This is a genomic window from Vibrio cyclitrophicus, assembly GCF_024347435.1.
GTDB lineage: Bacteria > Pseudomonadota > Gammaproteobacteria > Enterobacterales > Vibrionaceae > Vibrio > Vibrio cyclitrophicus.
On the sequence record NZ_AP025480.1, the window covers coordinates 2,840,394 to 2,862,246 of the forward strand.

21 protein-coding genes are annotated in these 21,853 nt (G+C 44.3%); 7 read left to right on the forward strand and 14 right to left on the reverse strand.

Annotation, left to right across the window (positions count from 1 at the left end):
• Positions 1 to 151: 151 nt before the first annotated feature.
• Positions 152 to 1,018, reverse strand: a complete 867-nt coding sequence (gene rsmI / locus OCW38_RS12480; protein ID WP_010434711.1) for a 16S rRNA (cytidine(1402)-2'-O)-methyltransferase — start codon at positions 1,016 to 1,018, stop codon at positions 152 to 154.
• A gap of 61 nt (positions 1,019 to 1,079) precedes the next feature.
• Between rsmI and OCW38_RS12485 the strand changes: the two genes are divergently transcribed.
• From OCW38_RS12485 to OCW38_RS12500, 4 genes are read left to right on the forward strand one after another with little or no spacing between them, the layout of a single operon-like run.
• Entirely contained in the window at positions 1,080 to 2,897 is a 1,818-nt protein-coding gene (locus tag OCW38_RS12485) for a penicillin-binding protein activator (protein ID WP_261894247.1), read from the forward strand.
• Positions 2,884 to 3,282 (forward strand): YraN family protein, encoded by a 399-nt coding sequence (locus OCW38_RS12490; protein WP_010434707.1) that lies wholly within the window; start codon positions 2,884 to 2,886, stop codon positions 3,280 to 3,282. Before OCW38_RS12485 ends, OCW38_RS12490 begins: the two co-directional genes overlap by 14 nt.
• A gap of 2 nt (positions 3,283 to 3,284) precedes the next feature.
• Positions 3,285 to 3,875, forward strand: coding sequence for a phosphoheptose isomerase (locus tag OCW38_RS12495; RefSeq protein ID WP_010434705.1), 591 nt, complete (start codon positions 3,285 to 3,287; stop codon positions 3,873 to 3,875).
• Between the two features lie 16 nt (positions 3,876 to 3,891).
• Entirely contained in the window at positions 3,892 to 4,500 is a 609-nt protein-coding gene (locus OCW38_RS12500; protein WP_261894250.1) for a BON domain-containing protein, read from the forward strand.
• Between the two features lie 156 nt (positions 4,501 to 4,656).
• Here the strand turns inward: OCW38_RS12500 and sspB are convergent, their stop codons facing one another.
• The 8 genes from sspB to zapE all read right to left on the reverse strand — a co-directional run bounded on the left by sspB (position 4,657) and on the right by zapE (position 10,999).
• Complete coding sequence (sspB, locus tag OCW38_RS12505; RefSeq protein WP_016767758.1) at positions 4,657 to 5,139, reverse strand: ClpXP protease specificity-enhancing factor; 483 nt, start codon at positions 5,137 to 5,139, stop codon at positions 4,657 to 4,659.
• Positions 5,140 to 5,159: 20 nt separating this feature from the next.
• Positions 5,160 to 5,795 (reverse strand): stringent starvation protein SspA, encoded by a 636-nt coding sequence (gene sspA / locus OCW38_RS12510; protein ID WP_261894252.1) that lies wholly within the window; start codon positions 5,793 to 5,795, stop codon positions 5,160 to 5,162.
• 98 nt (positions 5,796 to 5,893) lie between these two features.
• Positions 5,894 to 6,631 (reverse strand): cytochrome c1, encoded by a 738-nt coding sequence (locus OCW38_RS12515; protein WP_261894254.1) that lies wholly within the window; start codon positions 6,629 to 6,631, stop codon positions 5,894 to 5,896.
• The gene (locus tag OCW38_RS12520) at positions 6,628 to 7,893 is read right to left on the reverse strand and encodes a cytochrome b (RefSeq protein WP_009848941.1); all 1,266 of its coding nucleotides are present in this window, start codon (positions 7,891 to 7,893) and stop codon (positions 6,628 to 6,630) included. The genes OCW38_RS12515 and OCW38_RS12520 overlap by 4 nt, the downstream gene beginning before the upstream one ends.
• Positions 7,893 to 8,483: a ubiquinol-cytochrome c reductase iron-sulfur subunit gene (gene petA, locus OCW38_RS12525; protein WP_010434692.1), complete on the reverse strand. Its 591-nt coding sequence runs from the start codon at positions 8,481 to 8,483 to the stop codon at positions 7,893 to 7,895. The genes OCW38_RS12520 and petA overlap by 1 nt, the downstream gene beginning before the upstream one ends.
• 330 nt (positions 8,484 to 8,813) lie before the next feature.
• On the reverse strand, positions 8,814 to 9,206 hold the full coding sequence (rpsI, locus tag OCW38_RS12530) for a 30S ribosomal protein S9 (RefSeq protein ID WP_004740758.1): 393 nt from the start codon (positions 9,204 to 9,206) through the stop codon (positions 8,814 to 8,816).
• 13 nt (positions 9,207 to 9,219) lie between these two features.
• Complete coding sequence (gene rplM, locus OCW38_RS12535) at positions 9,220 to 9,648, reverse strand: 50S ribosomal protein L13 (protein ID WP_010434689.1); 429 nt, start codon at positions 9,646 to 9,648, stop codon at positions 9,220 to 9,222.
• Between the two features lie 247 nt (positions 9,649 to 9,895).
• Positions 9,896 to 10,999: a cell division protein ZapE gene (gene zapE / locus OCW38_RS12540; RefSeq protein ID WP_261894258.1), complete on the reverse strand. Its 1,104-nt coding sequence runs from the start codon at positions 10,997 to 10,999 to the stop codon at positions 9,896 to 9,898.
• A 219-nt stretch (positions 11,000 to 11,218) separates the two neighbouring features.
• On the opposite strand from zapE, the gene zapG reads away from it, so the two are divergent.
• The 3 genes from zapG to degS all read left to right on the forward strand — a co-directional run bounded on the left by zapG (position 11,219) and on the right by degS (position 14,376).
• The gene (gene zapG / locus OCW38_RS12545; protein WP_261894260.1) at positions 11,219 to 11,674 is read left to right on the forward strand and encodes a Z-ring associated protein ZapG; all 456 of its coding nucleotides are present in this window, start codon (positions 11,219 to 11,221) and stop codon (positions 11,672 to 11,674) included.
• 126 nt (positions 11,675 to 11,800) lie between these two features.
• A complete protein-coding gene (locus OCW38_RS12550; RefSeq protein ID WP_010434682.1) occupies positions 11,801 to 13,156 on the forward strand; it encodes a DegQ family serine endoprotease in 1,356 nt (451 codons plus the stop codon).
• Between the two features lie 155 nt (positions 13,157 to 13,311).
• Positions 13,312 to 14,376 carry an outer membrane-stress sensor serine endopeptidase DegS gene (gene degS, locus OCW38_RS12555; RefSeq protein WP_010434680.1) on the forward strand — a complete coding sequence of 355 codons (1,065 nt, stop codon included), beginning with the start codon at positions 13,312 to 13,314 and terminating at the stop codon, positions 14,374 to 14,376.
• An 89-nt stretch (positions 14,377 to 14,465) separates the two neighbouring features.
• Here the strand turns inward: degS and OCW38_RS12560 are convergent, their stop codons facing one another.
• The 5 genes from OCW38_RS12560 to cpdA form a co-directional block, all read right to left on the reverse strand.
• On the reverse strand, positions 14,466 to 15,803 hold the full coding sequence (locus OCW38_RS12560; protein WP_261894263.1) for an IS4 family transposase: 1,338 nt from the start codon (positions 15,801 to 15,803) through the stop codon (positions 14,466 to 14,468).
• A 149-nt stretch (positions 15,804 to 15,952) separates the two neighbouring features.
• Complete coding sequence (gene parC / locus OCW38_RS12565) at positions 15,953 to 18,211, reverse strand: DNA topoisomerase IV subunit A (protein ID WP_010434678.1); 2,259 nt, start codon at positions 18,209 to 18,211, stop codon at positions 15,953 to 15,955.
• A gap of 3 nt (positions 18,212 to 18,214) precedes the next feature.
• Complete coding sequence (gene parE, locus OCW38_RS12570; protein ID WP_010434676.1) at positions 18,215 to 20,095, reverse strand: DNA topoisomerase IV subunit B; 1,881 nt, start codon at positions 20,093 to 20,095, stop codon at positions 18,215 to 18,217.
• Between the two features lie 239 nt (positions 20,096 to 20,334).
• Positions 20,335 to 20,940, reverse strand: a complete 606-nt coding sequence (yqiA, locus tag OCW38_RS12575) for an esterase YqiA (RefSeq protein ID WP_261894266.1) — start codon at positions 20,938 to 20,940, stop codon at positions 20,335 to 20,337.
• A gap of 31 nt (positions 20,941 to 20,971) precedes the next feature.
• Complete coding sequence (cpdA, locus tag OCW38_RS12580) at positions 20,972 to 21,796, reverse strand: 3',5'-cyclic-AMP phosphodiesterase (RefSeq protein ID WP_261894268.1); 825 nt, start codon at positions 21,794 to 21,796, stop codon at positions 20,972 to 20,974.
• Positions 21,797 to 21,853: the final 57 nt, after the last annotated feature.

Below are 21,853 nucleotides of genomic sequence, written 5' to 3' on the forward strand. Positions count from 1 at the left end.
GTGCAGTGTCTAGCGAGATCACAAATATGGTGCAAACCTCTAAGCAACTGCGTGAATTTCACACAATCCAGACAAAAAAAGAGGAATGACGGCAATACCATCATTCCTCACAAGCTTTTCAATACAGGTTAGCTACTCTTTAAAGAGGTATCTAGTTGTCTAGATACTCTAGGCCCCATTTATATAAAGCGTTCTTTTTCAGATTGTAGATTTCTGCCGTCATCGCCGCCGCTTTTTTAAGGGGTAGCTCTTTGGTTAGAATACCTAGCGTGCGAGTCGCTTCGTCTGGTAATTCTGTGGTCGCTTCTTCACGGTGACCATGAATCAGCAGCACCATCTCACCACGTTTGCGGTTAGCGTCTTCTTCAATCCACTCAATCAGCTCACCAAGTGGCAGCCCTTGGATGGTTTCGAAGGTTTTGGTTAGCTCACGCGCCAATACAACTTCACGGTCAGGTCCTAGAATATCTAGCATATCCTGCAGAGAATCCGTAATACGGTGCGGTGATTCATAGAAGATACACGTGCGTTCTGCTTTTGCGATCTCTAAGAACTTATCTTTGCGACCCTTACTCTTTGGTGGCAAGAAGCCTTCAAAGCTGAAGCGATCCGACGGTAGACCAGAAGCACTTAACGCAGTAATCACTGCACAAGCACCAGGAAGTGGCACAACTCTCACACCCGCTTGACGACATTGTGAGACAAGATGGTAACCTGGGTCACTGATTAAAGGAGTACCCGCATCAGAGACTAATGCGATAGACTGACCTTCTAATAACCTTTCGACTAGAACTTGTGCTTTAGTTTGTTCATTATGATCATGTAAAGCGAACGTTCTGGTTGATATATTGAAGTGAGCAAGCAGCTTACCCGTGTGGCGTGTGTCTTCGGCTGCAATAACATCGACACTTGATAAAATTTCAATTGCTCTTTGAGTGATATCTCCCAAATTTCCGATTGGAGTTGGCACAATGTAGAGAGTTGGGCTCTCTGTGAGCAAGGTTTTGTTATCTGTCATTTGTTTACCATCACTTCAACGATTAATATAGATACAAATTTATACGGAATTTAAAGAACTCATGGCAACGATGAACCATAAGAGACTCAGTGTACCACGCTTACTAACTCCAATTGCATTAGCAATTACATTGGCGGCTTGTTCTTCAGGTCCTCAAGCACCAACGAGCGTTGATATTACACTAGATCCAGCGCAATCAACTGAAAGTTACATGATGCAGGCGGATAGTAGTAAAGGAAGTCTACAAAACGACTGGTTAATCATGGCGCTTAAATCTTCTGTGCAAGCTGGAAAAACCGATCAAGCAACACTGCTTATCAAACGCTTAGCAAAACAAGAACTAAGTGAAGTTCAACAAGCGGAATGGCAATTAGCTCGCGCTCAGCTGCTAGTGAATAACTCACAGCCTGATCAAGCTTATAGCCAACTGAACTTTCAGCCTTGGTGGAAGCTACCTGACGAACAGTGGAAAGATTATCACGAGCTACGCGCGAACATCTCAGAGATGAAGAGTGAGTATTTCGAGGCAAGCCGTGAGTTAGTGCTCTATTCAGAGTACCTAGACACTGACGACGAGCTTCAACAGCAAACTGCCGACCGTATTTGGCAGAATCTGAATAGCTACTCTCAATACGAGATTCTAGAACTGAAAACATCGCCGACAGAAGATGTGCTTTCAGGTTGGTTACAACTGGCTATCTACATGAAGACGCTCAACTCGAACCTTCCAAACCTACAGGAAACTCTATCTGATTGGTTAGCCGAGAACCCTCAGCACCCTGCGGCTACTTACACACCTCAAGCGATCACCGATATTTTAACACTAGAGATCAGCAAGCCAACTAGCACAGCACTGTTGCTGCCGCTAACGGGTAAGTATGGTAAGCAAGCACAACTGGTACGTGATGGCTTCATCTTTGCGATGATGAACGACAAAGAACGCGAAGAAGATGCAACGCTGACCGTTATGGATACCAACGTGCAAAGTGCTGCTGAAATCAAAGCGACATTGGAAGAGAACAACGTTGATTTCATCGTTGGCCCGCTGATTAAGAGCAACATCACTAAGCTTCAGCAAGCACAGAAAAACCACGAGAACTCGATTCCAACTTTAGCTCTGAACATTCCAACGCAACTAGAACCTGATACCAATATTTGCTATCTCGCTCTATCGCCTGAACAAGAAGTCGCTCAGGCCGCGAAACACCTTTTTGCTCAAGGTTACAAGTACCCGCTAATCCTTGCGCCAAAAGGACGTTTGGGTGATCGAGTTGAGCAAGCTTTTAAGGAAGAGTGGAAAAAATACAGTAGCAACGACGTCGCGATGAGTTTTTTCGCTGATAAACGTCAGCTGCAGCGCACGGTAAACCAAGTCTTCGGATTACAAGAAAGCCAGCAGCGTATCGCTCAAATGGACGGGTTACTGAACCTAGACCTAGAAACAGAACCACGCAGTCGCCGTGATATCGATTCTGTCTACATTGTGGCTAAGAACTCAGAGCTAACGCTAATCAAACCGTTCATTGAAGTCGCAATTAATCCAGATGCTAGTCAACCAGCACTGTTCTCAAATTCACGCAGCAACAGCGGTGATAAACAGTATGAAGACCTAACCGGTGTTTTCTACAGCGATATCCCACTGTTAGTTGAGAACAAGAACGAGCTCAACAAAGAGCTAAACGACTTATGGCCTGCACATTCAAACGGCCAAAAACGTTTGCAAGCTCTGGGAATGGATGCTTATTACCTAATGGATGCACTGCCACAGATGAAAGCTGTACAAGGTTACAGTATTCCGGGTGAAACCGGTGTGTTAACCATCGATAATAATTGTGTCGTACAACGCGAAATCAGCTGGGCAGAGCATGGGGCTTTTTAGCCGTACGTTTTTGTCCAAAGCAACCGTCACCCACAAACAAGTGGGTGATAAATACGAGACCGTGGCGAAGAATTATTTAATTGGCCATGGTTTATCGTTAATTCAACAAAACTTCATAGCTAAATGTGGCGAGATTGATCTTATAATGCGCCATAACAATACCGTAGTGTTTGCCGAAGTAAAATACCGTAAGCAAACCCGTTACGGACATGCCGCTGAAATGGTAACAGCAAAGAAGTCACAGAAGCTGCTCAAAACAGCCAATGTTTGGCTTATGCAGCAAGGCTTGTCAGTGCATTCTACGGATTTCAGGTTTGATATTGTTGCCATTGAAGGGCCGAATGAACATATCGACTGGATTCAAAACGCAATTACCCAAGGATAAACATGCTAGACAGCATTAAAGAAAGTTTTACAGAAAGTATTCAAATCCAAATTGCGGCTGCAGAAGCACTGCCAGACGCAATCACGCATGCCGCTCAAGCTATGGTTGCTACCCTGCTCAACGGAAACAAAATTCTTTGTTGTGGTAATGGTGGTTCGGCGTCGAATGCTCAGCAATTTGTATCATGCTTACTCAACCGCTTTGAAACAGAACGCCCTAGCCTTCCGGCGATGGCACTCATGGCTGATAACACCACGCTAACTGCAGTGGCAAACGACTATCACTATGAAGAAATCTTCTCTAAGCAGGTACGAGCATTTGGTCAAACAGGTGACATCTTACTGGCTATCTCGACTAGCGGTAACAGCAAGAACATCATCAAAGCGATGGAAGCTGCGGTAACACGCGACATGACAATCATTGCCTTTACTGGTAAAGATGGTGGTGAAATGGCAGGCTTACTTGGTGAGCACGATGTTGAAATTCGTATCCCTTCACACCGCACAGCGCGCATTCATGAAGTACACATGGTGACACTACACTGCCTATGTGACCTAATCGACCAAGTACTCTTCCCTGCTCACGAAGAGTGATATACGGAGCATCACAATGAAATCATTAACCTCTATGAAGCTGTTCAAGCTGATTAGTGTTTTGCTACTTACACTGTCCCTATCTGGTTGTGCTGGCATTTTCATTGCTGGTGCGGCAACCACAGCAAACCTAGTCACGGATACGCGAACCACCAAAGAAATTTGGAACGATAACAACATCGAATTTGAAGTTGCGGCGATAACCAATAAACAACCATTTCGTGGCAATGTTCGTGTCACTGCCAGCTCTTACCGAGGTTCTGTCGTGCTGATGGGACAAGCCATGACAGACTCTGAACGTCGTGCTTTTGAAAACCAAGCCAAGGATGTTACCGGTGTAAAGAGCATTCACAATCAAGTTCGAGTTAAAGAACCACTATCTGTTAGCGCTATTAGCAAAGACAGTTGGATTACCACCAAGGTGAAGTCTGCACTACTTGCCAATGCTGAGCTTAACGGCATTAAAGTAAAAGTCATCACTGAAGATTCAGAAGTATTTTTGCTTGGATTGGTTTCTCGAGAACACGCTGATATCGCAACAGAAGTTGCACGTAATATATCTGGTGTGAAGCAGGTAATTCGAGCGTTTGAATATGGTGAAGAAGAAGAGACTTCGGTTAATTAACGAATCAATCTATATGCTCAATACTGGATAATGCAGATGCTCAGTAGCCCGTTCAAAAAGCTGGGCAGTAACTGACTGAAGACAGAATAAGAAAGCACAAAAAGAAAAAGCAGCGATAGATCGCTGCTTTTTTATTTGGTTGTTATTTTACTAACGTTATTTGATAACGCGAAGGCTTGGGCGACCTTTCGCAGGACGAGGAGGCTCAGGATCTGAGTCAGGCTCTTCTTCAGCGTCTTCGTCTGCCGTTGCTACGCTCAAAGATGGGCCTTTTTCTGGTTCTTCAAAAGGACTTTCTTCGATCCCTTCTTCAAACGCTTCCATGTATGCCTCTTCAGGTTCAAACATGGTACCAGCACCATTTTCACGAGCATAAATCGCTTGTACTGCGTAAAGCGGAACGATCACAGAATGTGGACGGCCACTAAAGCGAGCACTAAACGTTACTGCTTCGTTACCCAATTCAAGTTGCCCAACAGCACGAGGCGCGATGTTCAGAATGATCTGGCCATCTTGAACAAACTCTTCAGGAACTCTCACACCGGGTAATGTTGCTTCAACAACCAAGTGAGGCGTTAATTCGTTATCAACCAGCCATTCATAAAATGCACGAAGCATGTATGGTCGGCGTGGGGTCATATTAGAAATATCCATAACGCTTAGCGAACGAGTCGCATCTCACGCTCAGCTTCAGTTAGAGAAGCTAGGAATGAATCACGTTCGAATACGCGGTTCATGTAAATCTTAAGCTCTTTAGAACCAGGACCAATTAGTTCGATACCAAGCTCAGGTAAACGCCATAACAGCGGAGCTAGGTAACAATCAATTAGGCTAAACTCTTCGCTCATGAAGTATTCATATTCAGCGAAGATAGGAGCAAGAGTCAGTAGGTCATTGCGCAGTTTAACGCGAGCAGCTTCTGATTCTTCAGCGTTGCTTTTAACGATTTTCTCAGCAACTGAATACCAGTTACGCTCAATGCGGTACATCATTAGACGGCTATTACCACGAGCAACCGGGTATACAGGCATCAATGGTGGATGAGGGAAACGCTCATCAAGATATTCCATAATGATCTTTGAGTCATATAAAGCAAGCTCACGATCAATAAGGGTAGGTACTGATTTGTACGGGTTCAGTTCAACAAGCTCTGCTGGTAGATTTTTTTCATCAACCAACTCAACTTCAACACTTACGCCTTTTTCAGCAAGAACAATGCGCACCTGATGGCTATACATATCAGAAGCACTTGAGAAAAGAGTCATCACAGAACGTTTATTGGCAGCTACAGCCATGGAGCCCTCCAGTACACTTTAAATAAAAACAATGGAGGCCTAAAAGCCTCCATTGAACATTAACATAATTTGGGAATTAGCACGGTATTATAGCACAATTAGTGCACATCACGCCAATACTCTTTCTTCAGTAAAATCACAATGATAGTGAAGATTACTAAGAAGGCCATTACCCACCAACCCATAGCGTGGCGCTCAAGTTGTACCGGGTCGCCCGAGTAAACAAGGAAGTTTACAAGGTCGCGAACCGCTTCATCGTATTCACCAGTGCTTAGCTCACCAGAACCGTCAGTTTCAGTGCCAACAACAACCTTCACTTCCTCACCATCTACCATGTGAGTATCGTAGATTGGCGTTGGGATTCCTTGTAGCTCTTCAAGAACATGTGGCATACCAACACTTGGGAAAACGATGTTGTTCACCCCAAATGGACGAGACGGGTCTTCATAGAAAGTACGAAGATATGTGTATAGCCAATCTGCACCACGAACACGAGCAACCAGAGTTAAGTCAGGTGGCGGAGCACCAAACCAACTAGCCGCTTGATCAGAAGGCATAGCATTAACCATCAAACTACCAATTTTCACTTCTGGGTCGAAAATCAGGTTTTCCTTCATTAAGTCTAAAGGAATCTCTAAATCATTCGCAACACGCTCATAACGTTGGTACTGCGTTGAGTGACAAGCGAAACAATAGTTAATGAACATCTTAGCGCCATTTTGCAATGAGGCTTTGTCTGTTAAATCATTGTTCGCTTTGTCTAATGGTACGCTTGCACCCGCTGCCATCGCCAGTGACGGCAACATAGCAAATAAAATTACAATCCACTTTTTCATTTGAATGTCACCCTTTCTGGTAATGGTTTCGTCGCTTCATTTTTACTGTAGAACCACAGCAGAACGAAGAACATGAAGTAACCTAAGCTAAAGATTTGAGCTAGTAGCGTGTATGTTGGCGTTGCTGGAAGCGCACCAAGGACACCAAGCGCAATAAAGCTTATTGTGAATTGGATGATGTTAATCAAATGCAGTTTGCTACGGTAACGGTAAGAGCGCACTTTGCAACGATCGAACCAAGGTAGTAGGAAGAGCACGACAATAGAGGCGCCCATTGCTACTACACCTAACAGCTTATCGGGAACAGCACGAAGTACAGCGTAGAACGGCGTGAAGTACCAAACTGGAGCAATGTGCTCTGGTGTTTTCAGTGGGTTTGCAGCTTCAAAGTTTGGCGGCTCAAGGAAGTACCCACCCATTTCTGGGTTAAAGAACAGCACGTAACAGAACAAGAATAGGAAGCCAGCAACACCAACCATATCTTTTACCGTCCCGTATGGGTGGAAAGGAATAGAGTCAATGATGTCGTATTTCTTAGTGTAATCCTTGTGGAATGGGAACTGAGTCTTGTAGTCGTCGCCCATCGTACCTTTAGGAAGCTTGGTTTCGATACCGTCAGGGTTATTCGAACCTACTTCGTGCAGTGCTAGTACGTGAAGTACGATAAGCAGCAATAGTACGATTGGTAAAGCGATAACGTGCAGTGCGAAGAAACGGTTCAGCGTTGCACCAGAGATGATGTAGTCACCACGGATCCAAAGCGTTAGGTCATCACCAATAACTGGGATTGCACCAAACAGAGATATGATTACCTGAGCACCCCAGTAAGACATTTGACCCCATGGTAGTAAGTAACCCATGAAAGCTTCAGCCATAAGCACTAAAAAGATCAACATACCGAAGATCCAAAGTAGCTCACGAGGTTTTTGGTATGAACCGTAGATTAAACCACGGAACATGTGCAGGTAGATAACCACGAAGAATGCCGAAGCACCCGTTGAGTGCATGTAACGCAGTAACCAACCGTATTCTACATCACGCATGATGTATTCAACAGAAGCGAACGCACCTTCACCAGACGGTACGTAGTTCATTGTTAACCAAATACCCGTAAGGATTTGGTTAACCAGTACCAACATTGCTAAAGAACCGAAAAGGTACCAAAAGTTAAAGTTCTTAGGCATTGGGTATTCAGATAAATGCTTTTTATAAGCATTCATCGCAGGTAGACGTTTCTCTACCCAATCAAGCAATCCTTGCATTACGCGTCTCCCTCGTCCACACCGATCATGATCTTAGTGTCACTCAAATACATATGCTTTGGTACAACAAGGTTCAATGGAGCTGGTACGCCTTGGAATACTCGACCTGCCATATCAAACTTTGAACCATGACAAGGACAGAAGAAACCAGACTTAACACCCTGAACTTGTTCTGCAAAAGAATCCGGTAGGTAAGTTGGAGAACAACCTAAGTGCGTACAGAAACCAACAGCAACGAAGAATTCCGGCTTAATCGAACGGAACTCGTTCTGTGCGTATTCAGGTTGTTGTTCAGCTTCAGATTGAGGGTCACGAAGTTGACCACCGATCGCTTTTAGGTTTTCTAGTACCGATTCAGCTCGGCGTACAACCCATACAGGCTTACCTTGCCACTCGACACGAACCATTTGTCCCGGTTCTAACTTACTGACTTCCACTTCCACCGGGGCGCCTGCAGCTTTCGCCTTAGCACTCGGATTCCATGATTTAATAAAAGGCACGGCTACAGCAGCTGCTCCTAAACCACCAACAACGGCTGTTGTTGCGGTTAAGAAACGCCTGCGACCGTTATTTAAAGGCGCGTTGCTCATCCAAACATTCTCCCATTTGCTCCTTATGGATTGAAATAATTCCGAATAAAGAGCATGGCTAACAAAATATGTATTTAGTTCTATTTATTGACGGCAAATGATAAATAAAACCCTACTTTTTGACAAGATAAAGCTACCTTTTTGTAACAATCATGAGGCAAAGCGCACATTGGGTTACAAAAGCTTTCAAAATATAAGAATTTGGAAATAAAACGAGGGAGGGAAAGCGTTTAGAGGTGGTATAAAAACAAAAAGCCCGGCATATAGCCGAGCTTTGAACCACAATTCCAGTCGTAAAACTGGGAGCGTGTACTTTTTCGTAAAGAAAAATTAACGCTTAGAGAATTGAGGTTTACGACGTGCTTTACGTAGACCAACTTTCTTACGTTCAACGCAACGAGCGTCACGAGTAACGTAGCCAGCTGCACGTAGAGCAGGACGTAGAGTTTCATCGTACTCCATAAGAGCGCGAGTGATACCGTGGCGGATTGCGCCAGCTTGACCAGAAATACCACCACCAGAAACAGTGATGTAAAGGTCAAGTTTCTCAGTTAGTTCAACTAGCTCAAGAGGTTGCTTAACAACCATACGAGAAGTTGGACGACCGAAGTAAACATCAAGGCTACGCTTGTTGATTACGATCTCACCAGAGCCTGGTTTGATGAAAACACGAGCTGCTGAGCTTTTGCGACGACCAGTGCCGTAGTATTGATTCTCTGCCATTTTCATAATCCCCTTAGATGTCTAGTACTTGTGGCTGTTGAGCAACATGGTTGTGCTCAGTACCAGCGTACACTTTAAGCTTACGGTACATCGCGCGGCCTAGAGGACCACGTGGAAGCATACCTTTAACTGCTAGTTCAAGAACCATTTCTGGTTTCTTAGCAATTAGCTTTTCAAAAGTGATAGTTTTAAGACCACCTGGGAACTCAGAGTGACGGTAGTAAACCTTACCCTTAGCTTTGTTACCAGTTACAGCAACTTTCTCAGCGTTAACAACGATGATGTAATCACCAGTATCTACGTGAGGAGTGTATTCTGCTTTATGCTTGCCGCGTAGGCGAGAAGCGATTTCACTTGCTAGACGGCCAAGAGTTTTGCCTTCAGCGTCTACAACATACCAGTCGCGTTTTACAGTTTCTGGTTTAGCAACGAAAGTTTTCATGCTAATAATTACCTATTTAAAAAATTTACACTTAAGGAATACTCGCGTACTCCCACTGTCTAAGAGTTACCATTCATCACCCCTTCGAGTGTTGGAAAACTCTTGGCATAACGTGATTTTACTCATCGCTAGAGGCCCGCAGTAACGGTAGGTCGCAGGATTATAGAGAAGAGCGAAGAAAAAATCACCTCTTTTTGAACAAAATCACGATTTTTTTAATTCTCTTTCTTATTCGAGATAATCAAAGCTAACTCAAGTGTTCTTTTGCCAAATATTCGTGGCTCTGCATTTCGATTAAGCGCGACTGACAACGTTTAAATTCAAACTCCAGCTGACCATGAGTATACAAACTTTCTAGCTCAACCTCTGCTGAAATTATCAGCTTAACATTGCGCTCGTAGAACTCATCGACTAACGCAATAAAGCGTCTTGCCGCGTCATCTGAGGTGGAACCCATTTGCAAAACATTTGCCAATAATACCGTGTGATAAACCTTAGACAGTTCAATATAGTCATTCTGGCTACGGGCCGACTGACAAAGCTGAGCAAAGGTTCCATGTAGAACGCCGTCACTTGCTTCTATTACGTCTAATTGACGATGGTTAACCTCTATTTGCTTTAACTTCTGTTTATCTTCGCCCACCAACTGTGCGTAGTACTTTTCAAGATTGATATTCGCTTGGCTATCTAATGGGTAATGATAGATTTCAGCTTGCTCTAAAGTACGCAGTCGATAATCGATCCCGCTATCGACATTAAGAATGTGACAGTTGTCTTGAATAAGCTTGATTGCAGGTAAGAATCGCGCGCGCTGCAAACCATTGCGATACAAATCTGCAGGTGGGATATTTGAGGTCGCGACTAAAATAACGTTTCGTGCGAAAAGTTCTTGGAACAAAGTCCCTAGAATCATTGCATCCGTAATGTCCGAAACAAAAAACTCATCGAAACAGATAATGTCCGCTTCTTCTTTTAGCTTATCTGCCACCAAAGGCAATGGATCGCTCACATTACCTAATACTTTCAACTCATCATGCACGCGATACATAAAACGGTGAAAGTGAACTCGCATTTTATTTGTGGTCGGTAAGGCATCATAGAACGTATCCATTAAATACGTCTTACCGCGCCCTACACCGCCCCAAAAATAGAGACCTTTGGGTGGTTTCGGTGATTGAACTTTTTTCCCTAGTAGCTTCTGAAATCGAGTCAACTCAGGAATAGGAGTATTCATATATTCTTGGAACTGATGAAAGAGTTCATCTAAAGATTTAACGGCTTGCTCTTGTGCTGGATCTCTTTGAAATCCATGTTCTTTTATATCTTGTTCGTATTTTTTAATGGGATTCATGACGACATTTCCACAATGAAAGCAATATCAGACAGCGAAGAAAAATGAGCCTAAACAATTCTAGAGTTAATGCCATACGGCGAATAAAGCAGCACTAAACTGCTAACTAGCGCACACGCATTTCTCTTTATACTGCGGCTTTCTCATAGTACCATGGAGCCGTACCACGTGTAACTAAGCAGTAACAAACATGTTAAAAAACAATAATAAGGAGCTGTTATGCCTTGGATGTATGCCGTTGCCGGTTTACTAGTCGGAGTTATTTTAGGGGTCGCTATTTCTCGTCTCATGACACCTGAATACAAAAAACAAAAGAACGTACAGAAAGAATTAGATAGCGCAAAGTTTGCCCTTGAGCAACAGCGACAAGAGCCGGCTGACCACTTTGCGAAATCAGCAGAAATGCTGGATACCTTAGGTAAGGACTACACGAAACTGTATCAGCACATGGAAAAAACGAGCTCAGAACTCATCCCTAATCTACCTGAGCAAGACAATCCATTTGTGAAAACAGCGGCTGCACACTCAGACAAGCCACAAGATAAAGCTTCTATTAAAGAGGCAACACTTGAGGAACAACCCAAAGATTACGCCAATGGCGCAACGGGGTTATTTACTGAGCAGAAGAAAGAAATTATTGATGCTCCGGATGTCGTTACAGCAAAAGCATCGTAAACATTTAATACTTCTGTGAACTTTACAAAGGTTTTTGAGTCATAACTTTCACTCAGGTCATTTGAAATTTCTCATATCTATAGTAAATATGAGAAGGCTAAGACCTTAACTAGAGAGGAGTTTATGATGAAAAAACCTTTGCTTGCTTTATCGGTACTGACTTTAAGCTTAAGTTCAATCATCACGCCAATTCAAGCGACAGCCGCACTTCCCCTAAGTGTGGGTAATGAACAATTACCTAGCCTAGCTCCTATGCTTGAGCAAGTTACCCCCGCTGTGGTTAGTATTGCTGTAGAAGGCAAACAAGTACAACGTCAGCAAATCCCTGAACAATTCCAATTCTTTTTTGGCCCAGAGCAAACTCGAGAGCGACCGTTCCGAGGTTTGGGGTCGGGTGTCATCATTGACGCTAAAAAAGGCCATATCGTCACCAACTATCACGTAATTAATGGCGCCGACGATATCAAAGTGAAACTTCATGATGGTCGAGAATATGATGCCGAACTCATCGGTGGCGACCAAATGTCTGATATTGCGCTTCTGAAATTAGAGGAAGCCAAGAACCTAACCCAGATAAAACTCGCAGACTCAGATCAATTAAGAGTCGGTGATTTTAGCGTGGCTATCGGTAACCCATTTGGACTCGGGCAAACTGTCACATCAGGTATCGTATCGGCCCTAGGAAGAAGCGGCTTAAACCTTGAGAACTTTGAAAACTTCATTCAAACCGATGCCGCGATCAATAGTGGTAACTCTGGTGGCGCGCTAGTCAACCTTAACGGTGAACTGATTGGTATCAACACCGCCATTCTTGGCCCTAACGGAGGCAATGTCGGTATCGGTTTTGCCATCCCGTCTAATATGATGAAAAACCTGACAGAACAGATTCTCGATTTCGGTGAAGTGAAGCGCGGTATGTTGGGAGTTCAAGGTGGAGAAGTGACCTCTGAATTAGCAGAGGCGCTCGGTTATGAATCAAGTAAAGGTGCGTTTGTTAGCCAAATTGTACCAGACAGCGCAGCAGATAAAGCAGGCCTGAAAGCGGGTGATATAATTACCTCTATCAATGGTAAACGCATTGATACCTTCAGCGAATTAAGAGCCAAAGTGGCCACTCTCGGTGCAGGTAAGCAAATTGAGCTTGGAATCGTTCGTGACGGAAAAAGCAAAACCTTTGATGTCACGTTAGGCGAATCAACCAATAACAAAACACAAGCTGAAAAGCTCCATGAAGGACTTGCGGGTGCTGAGTTGACCAACACTAACGATAGCGATGCAGCTACAGGAGTGAAGGTATCAAATGTGGCTAAAGGCTCACCAGCAGAAGCCTACCAGCTTCTGAAAGATGACATCATCATCGGCGTAAACCGCCAAACGGTTAAGAACCTTGCACAGTTCAGAGATATTTTAGAGAAACAACCTGGCGTATTGGCATTGAATATCCAACGAGGAAATAGAACTATCTACCTAGTCATTCGTTAATAATTTGTCAGTATAACCAAAGGGAGGCCGCATAAGTTTGCTTGAAACTTACTCAGTCTCCCTTTTCTTTAGATGAATCAAAATGCTATGCTTCACTTGTAATTAAGCCATCCATTCGCTGATGGCTTCGTACCTTACTTGTTGAAGAGGGAAACATGCTGTCCTTTCTATTTCGTTCTATTTCCCTTGGACTTGTTTCAGCGGCGCTTATTCTTCTCGCATTTCCGAGTTTAAGATCAGGCATTGTTTCTGACGTCACCACCCCTAAAGTGGATAATATCGCCTCTCTTCAGATTTCATTTAACCAAGCAGTACGCCGTGCAGCACCTGCTGTTGTGAATATCTATAGCCGTAAATACGCAGAGAGCGATCGCAACAAACTGCTGACTCAAGGCTTAGGGTCAGGAGTCATTGTCAGCGAAAAAGGCTACATCATTACCAACTTCCACGTTGTAGCTCAAGCTGACCAAATTGTAGTAGCACTTCAAGATGGACGAGTCGCTGCCGCGCAATTAGTCGGTTCTGATAAACGCACCGATATCGCAATACTTAGAGTCAGTGGTGACAACCTACCCGTGATTCCACTCAATCCAAGTTACAAGGCCAATGTCGGTGATGTGGTTCTGGCGATCGGTAACCCATACAACCTAGGTCAAACGACCACTTTTGGCATTATCTCAGCTACGGGCCGATCTTCGATCAGTGCTGACGGCCATCAAGCCTTTATCCAAACCGATGCTGCGATCAATGAAGGTAACTCAGGGGGAGCACTCGTCAACTCACAAGGCGAACTAGTCGGTATCAATACCGCGTCTTTCCAGCAAGCCACAGACATGGAAACCTACGGGATTTCATTTGCTATCCCCTACCCACTGGCCAATAAAATCATGGAAAAGATCATTGCAGATGGTCGTGTAATTCGTGGCTACATTGGTATTGACGGGCAAGACATCAACTCAGTAACGTCACGCTTACTTGGCAATAAGAACATTGGTGGCATTGTCGTATTAGGCATTGACCCGAACGGCCCTGCAGCAGATGCTGGTTTTGAAGCACAAGATATAATTATCAGTATCAATAATACCCAAATTAACGGGAGACAGAGCGTGATGGATATTGTTACTGATCTTCGACCGGGTACGGTGATTGAGGTTGGTATATTGCGCCAAGGAGAGAACAAAACTCTCAAGGTTACGATAGCGGAAGATACTCGCTTGTAGAGCGAATCATGGCGCTAGATTCAAACCACTAAAGTACGCATAGAAAAGAACATAGATACAAAAAACCCAGCTCTCAGGCTCAACACCTATCATTTAAGGTGTTTAGATCGCACAGTGTAGCGAGTCTTACTAAAACGAACGGTCCTATCTTTGGGCCGTTTTTGTTTTTCGGGCAAAATATAACGTTTCACTCGCTCTCTCATAGCTCGCAGCTTTTTGGGAACCGAACCTGGGGAGGCGATAGCACACCACATTAGCTCATCTTGAATATCTCGAAGTGCCATCGTAAAGCTTATCCTAAGTGGTGAGACTTCAGCCTCTTTTGCTATTCGGCTAATCTCCAGACGGATTAAGTTATACGCGATAAGGATACCCCATATCTCTTGCTTTACACCCTCTACAGATTGACTGCGGAGCAGAATTTCATCTTCAAGCATGTCATGCTTAATCTCGCCATAACTATTCTCGATTTCCCACCTTTCGAAGTACACGTCTAATAATGATTTTAAACTGTATTTGCTATCTGTTAGAGAAGTCAGCAGCCCTTGTATATGATTGGGTTGTTGTTCACCATCATCGGGGTATAGAGCCAGCCGAGCTTTCCACGTTTCCGGGAGGCTCGGGTCTTGCTTTCTAGCTTGTGGAGAGACTTTCATCTCTACAATCAGATCTCGCCCATCATCATCGAGTTGCTCGATGATTTTATATTTCACATTCGACTTTATTGGCGTCATCCAGTGGCTTGTTCCATGTTCTTGTTGCCAGTTAAGCATAAGCTCTGCGCTCAGGTAGCAACGGTCAAAAATGGTCAATGAATTCGGGACAGCTGATGAAATTAAATCTTTTGCATAGCTAATTTCACCTTTAGAACTTTCCCCAAAAGCCACATCATGAATAAGCCGACTCCGTAGTGATGTGAGTGCGCACATTCGAACGATTGGATATTCAGTGTGCCTGTCTTTCCGGTAGTAAACATATTGATAATGCTCAGCTAAGCTTGGGTTATCGTGAGTTCTAAACTGTGTGCCATCAATTGAAAATAGGCTCAAACCATTCCATTTATCACCCGCATCTTCCGACTGTGTCCAGTGCTTTGCTGTAATTGAGAATAATGACTCTAAAGGTTTAGCGGTGAGGCGTTTTCTTGCCTGAGGAATTGCACTAGGTGCAATCGTTTCACCCAATGAATTAGACAATTTGAGGTCGAGTTTATCGAGTACATCAGTAATTGGTCTATCTCGGTATAGACCAATACCAACGACTAACCATACAACAAGTTCGGCAGGTAACTTTCTACGGCGCATACTCGCTTTGTTCGTTTCAGATAAAGCTTGGTTTATCCAATCTAGCGGAAGGTCTTTTTGGAACAAAGAAAGAGATTCTGGATTAGCAAAATCGTCAACATCGATTAACCAGTGTGACAACATAAAAAAATACCCTTAAACAAAAGTGCTTAAGGGTATTGTTAACCATCTGTAGGATCTTTCAACTGATCAGGAAAATGCTTAAATGATCAGTGTTAGCTCTCAGGCTGGGTTTTCTTTTATCTAGTCACGAGAACCTAGAACAAACGTCTTTATGATTCGCTAGGAGCTTCGATATCGATGCGAGTCACTCGCTGTAGACCTCTTGGCAGCAACCCTCCACGACGGCCACGCTCACCACGGAAGTTTTCAAGATCTGCAGGTTTCAAGCCAAGCTTACGTTTACCCGCGTAGATAGTTAGCGTTGCATTCTCAGGGATAGCCATTAAATGCGAGACAAACTCTTCACGCTCTTTTGCTTTCGCAGAAGGAATGTTGATGATCTTGTTACCCTTACCTTTACTCAACTGAGGTAGGTCTTTAATCGGGAACAACAACATGCGGCCTTGATTAGTAATCGCCAGAATCTGGTTAGTATCCAAGTCAGCAATCGGGCTTGGCAACATCACTTCAGAAGCTTGTGGCAAGTTAACTAACGCTTTACCACTCTTGTTCTTAGACAATAAATCACTGCCTTTACAAACAAAACCGTACCCAGCATCAGAACCCACTAACCATAGCTGCTCATTCTCTCCCATCACCACTTGGCGAATCGAAGTGCCAGGGCTGACGTTCAGGCGACCTGTAATAGGCTCACCTTGGCTTCGAGCCGACGGTAATGAATGAGACTCAAGGGAGTAACTTCGACCATCACTGCCCAGGAATACCGCTTGTTGGTTACTCTTACCCTTAGCGCTCGCCAAGAATTTATCACCAGATTTGTAGTTCAAGCCTTCGGCATCAACTTCATGCCCTTTAGCATGACGAATCCAACCTTTCTCAGACAACACAACCGTGATTGGCTCGCTTGGTACTAAGTCGCGTTCTGTTAGCGCTTTCGCTTCAGCACGTTCAATCAACGGAGAACGACGATCATCGCCGTATTTATCCGCATCTGCTTGGATCTCTTTTTTGATTAGTGTATTCAAGCGACGCTCTGAACCAAGTAGCTTCTCAAGCTTTTCACGTTCAGCTTCAAGCTCTTCTTGTTCAGCTCGAATCTTAAACTCTTCTAACTTAGCTAAGTTACGAAGTTTAATATCAAGAATCGCATTGGCTTGAATTTCAGAAATATTGAAACGGCTCATCAATACAGGACATGGTTCGTCTTCTGTACGAATGATCTCAATGACTTCATCGATATTAAGATAAGCAGCAAGCAAACCTTCTAAGATGTGCAAACGTGCCAGTACTTTATCTAAACGGTACTGAAGACGGCGGCGAACCGTTGTACGGCGGAACTCAATCCACTCTTTCAGAATTTGAACCAGGCCTTTAACTTGAGGGCGACTGTCTAAACCAATCATGTTCAAGTTAACGCGGAAGTTCTTCTCTAGATCCGTCGAAGCGAACAAGTGACTCATCAGTTGATCACAGTCGATACGGTTCGAACGAGGAACCACGACGATACGCGTTGGGTTCTCGTGATCAGATTCATCACGCAAGTCGTCAACCATTGGCAGCTTCTTAGCGCGCATCTGGTTAGCAATTTGCTCAAGTAACTTAGCACCTGACACTTGATGAGGAAGAGCCGTGATAACAATATCAGAGCCTTCCTTGTGCCAAACCGCGCGCATCTTAATGCTGCCACGTCCAGTGCGATAGATCTTTTCGATGTCCGACTTTGGCGAAATAATTTCAGCCTCTGTCGGGTAATCAGGGCCTTGAATGAAACCCATCACATCAGGAAGCTCTGCTTTCGGCGTGTCAATCAAATGAATCGCTGCATCCGCCACTTCACGGACATTGTGAGGGGGGATGTCGGTCGCCATACCAACCGCAATACCAGTGATGCCGTTAAGCAGGATATGAGGCAGGCGAGCTGGCAACATTTGAGGCTCTTTCATCGTGCCATCAAAGTTGGGTTGCCAATCAACGGTGCCTTGACCTAGCTCACCTAGAAGAACCTCAGCAAACTTAGATAATTTCGCTTCGGTATAACGCATTGCAGCGAACGATTTCGGGTCATCCGGAGCACCCCAGTTACCTTGACCATCTACCAATGGATAGCGGTAAGAGAAAGGTTGTGCCATCAATACCATCGCTTCGTAACAAGCAGAATCACCGTGTGGGTGATACTTACCTAACACGTCACCAACGGTACGAGCTGATTTTTTATATTTCGATGCAGCTGATAAGCCGAGTTCTGACATCGCATAGATAATACGACGCTGTACTGGCTTTAAGCCATCACCGATATATGGCAATGCACGATCCATGATCACGTACATTGAGTAATTTAAATAGGCGTCTTCAGTGAACTTGCGCATCGGCAGTTGTTCAACACCATCATATGTAATTTCGTTAGACATCCATTATACCTCGGCCATATCACCGTTAGTCTGTAGCCATGTACGGCGATCATCTGCACGCTTCTTACCAAGCAGCATGTCCATCATCTCGTTGGTTGCTTCGTTATCATCAATCGTTAATTGAACAAGGCGACGAGTGTTTGGATCCATGGTGGTTTCACGCAACTGAAGTGGGTTCATTTCACCCAGACCTTTGAATCGTTGCACGTTAATCTTGGCTTTCTTCTGCGATAGTCGCTCAAGCACACCATCTTTCTCTGCGTCATCGAGTGCGTAGAACACTTCTTTACCGCAATCGATACGATACAGAGGAGGCATTGCCACATAGATATGACCCGCTTCAACCAGAGCATGGAAATGGCGAGTAAACAGTGCACATAGCAGTGTCGCGATATGAAGACCATCCGAGTCCGCATCGGCAAGGATACAGATCTTACCGTAACGCAGGCCCGACAAGTCATCGTTATCAGGGTCGATACCCAGAGCAACCGAGATATCGTGTACTTCTTGTGAAGCCAAGACTTGGTCTGCTGACACTTCCCATGTATTTAGGATTTTACCACGCAGTGGCATTACCGCTTGGAACTCACGATCACGAGCTTGCTTAGCAGAACCACCCGCCGAATCCCCTTCCACGAAGAAGATTTCGGTGCGACTTAAATCTTGAACTGAGCAGTCAGTTAATTTACCCGGCAACGCTGGGCCAGATGCGATCTTTTTACGAACAACTTTCTTACTCGCGCGCATACGGCGGTGAGCATTGGCAATACAAGCTTCAGCCAATTGCTCTGCCAGTTGCGGTTTTTCATTCAACCATAGGCTGAAGGCATCTTTTACAACACCAGAAACAAACGCTGCGGTTTGACGAGAAGATAGACGCTCTTTTGTTTGACCAGCAAACTGCGGATCTTGCATCTTCACCGATAGTACGTATGAACAGCGATCGAAGATGTCATCACCCGTTAGCTTAACGCCACGTGGTAGTAGGTTACGGAATTCACAGAACTCACGCATTGCATCAAGCAAACCTTGACGAAGACCATTTACGTGCGTACCACCTTGCTTGGTTGGTACTAAGTTCACGTAACTCTCGGTGATCATATCACCGCCTTCTGGCTGCCAAATGATTGCCCAGTTAGCCATTTCCGTTTCCGCAACGAACTCACCAACATATGGGTCTTCAGGCAATAAGGTGTAACCTTTTACGCCCTCAGCTAGATAGTCTTTTAGACCATCTTCATAGAACCATTTATGCTCTTCACCACCAACTTTATCAACAAAGGTAATTTCTAAACCAGGGCAAAGTACCGCTTTTGCTCGTAGGTTATTGATAAGACGAAGTGTCGAAAATTTAGAGCTATCGAAATACTTTGGATCCGGCCAGAAATGCACCGTAGTACCAGTATTGCGGTGACCACAAGTTCCTGTCACTGTCAGGTCAGTAACAGCATGACCACCTTCAAGGGCGATCTCATGCACTTGACCATCACGACGAACCGTTACTTCAACACGTTTTGACAGCGCGTTTACGACCGAGATACCTACACCGTGCAAACCACCAGAAAACTTGTAGTTGTTGTTTGAGAATTTACCGCCAGAGTGGAGCTTAGTTAAAATCAGCTCAACACCTGAGATCCCTTTTTCAGGGTGGATATCAACAGGCATACCACGGCCATCATCGGTAACTTCTAACGATTGGTCAGCATGAAGCACAACTTTGATTTTCTTAGCGTGTCCCGCTAATGCTTCATCGACCGAGTTATCAATGACTTCTTGGGCAAGGTGGTTGGGTCTTTCTGTCTCGGTATACATTCCCGGGCGGTGTCGCACCGGATCGAGACCTTCAAGTACCTCGAGGTCTTTTGCATTATATTGTTCAGTCATAATACGGAGTTTACTCAAAAAGTTTGCGTCAGTTCGCTGGCTCTAGTTTCACTAAAGCAGAATCATTACTATGAACCGTCATAGTAGAGCGAATGAGCGAAGTATTGGGGAATATAGTCTGGAAGCTGAGTAATGATGTCAAGCTAGTTCAAAAACTAAGACATCAAACTATGATATTTCACCATTGATAGATGAAATAACAGACAAACAAGAGAAAATTACTCAGTTAATGGAACAGGTTATAAATCTAAAAAAGTAATGATTTGTTGTGGGTAACGCTCAAAATCAACAAAGCTATGATCCCCACCCTTTTCTATTGTTTGTGTTGCACCTTGGTACTTTTCGACAGCTTGTCGATAATCCAGAACTTCATCTTCCGTTTGCTGAAGTAACCAGAAATCACTCGGCTGAGAAAGAGCCGGAACCTCTAACGCCTTCAGTTCATCAATATGCTTTGTTTCCAGTACATATCGCTCATGTGTGTATGGGTTTACTTGTTCACCCAAATAGTCGGCAAGAAGCTCATACGGCTTCACTGCTGGATTTACAACAACCGCTTTAAAACCATAATGACTATTCAGCCATGTTGAAAGATAGCCACCCAATGAGCTACCGACCAATGCAATCTGATATTGCTCTTTATATTGTTCCACCAGCTGTTGCAGATGAAGTGCCGCTTGCTGAGGGAAACTCGGCAGTTGAGGAGTGACGACTTTAATATCAGCCCGATGCTCCGCACAGTAATTAGCCATCACATTCGCTTTATGAGAACGAGATGAACTGTTAAACCCATGAATATAGAGAAGCAATGATGGCTTAGCGACTTGATGATTAGAACCGGACATTAATAGCCTCCTACAACAATAATCACTAACATCAATAACCACCCGCTTCAAAATCAGGTAAGAACTGCCCATTAGGCAAGCGGCGCACTTGAGTACTTACTGTGCCATCTTGATGTAATTCAATCTCTCTCCAACCCGGAGACAATGTATCAACGGCAAAGTCATCTGAATTAGGTTTGAATTGCACACAAGTCGACGGGGTTGCCATGACTTGCACACCATGATGATCTCGATTCATGTCTTGATGAACGTGGCCACACAGTACCGCTTTGACATTGGTATGCTGCTGAACCACATCCCAAAATTGATCCGCATCTTTTAGGTTATGTTGATCCAGCCATGCGCTGCCCACTAATAACGGGTGGTGGTGCAGTAAAACCAAGGTATTACGCTCAGGGAATTCGATCAATTTTTTTTCTAACAGATCAAGTTGTTGATCGCTTAGACGCCCATGAGGCACACCAACCACTTGCGAGTCCAGCATCACCATCTGCCAGTTATCACCCAGTAAGACATGGTCAACGCACTGTATTTGAGGTGATGGTAAGACACTGCCCATATTAGGCTTGAAATCATGATTTCCTGGCAACCAATAACATGGCTTTTCCAGAGGTTGAATACCTGATTCAAATTTTTGATACGACTCAGCACTGTGATCTTGAGAGATATCACCCGTCGCCAAGATCGCCTCATAATCGAAGCCTTGGTTAACAATGCCATCAACTACAGCACGAAAGCTATCTTGAGTATTGATGCTTAATAAGCTGCCATTGCTCGGCGCAAACAAATGCGTGTCCGTTAGCTGTACAAGCTTAATACTGCTCTCATCAAATTTTGAAGTGTGTGATAATTCCAAAATACCAAATCCAGATACGTTACTGTTTAAACTTTAAAGTGTTTTTACAATGGGGCT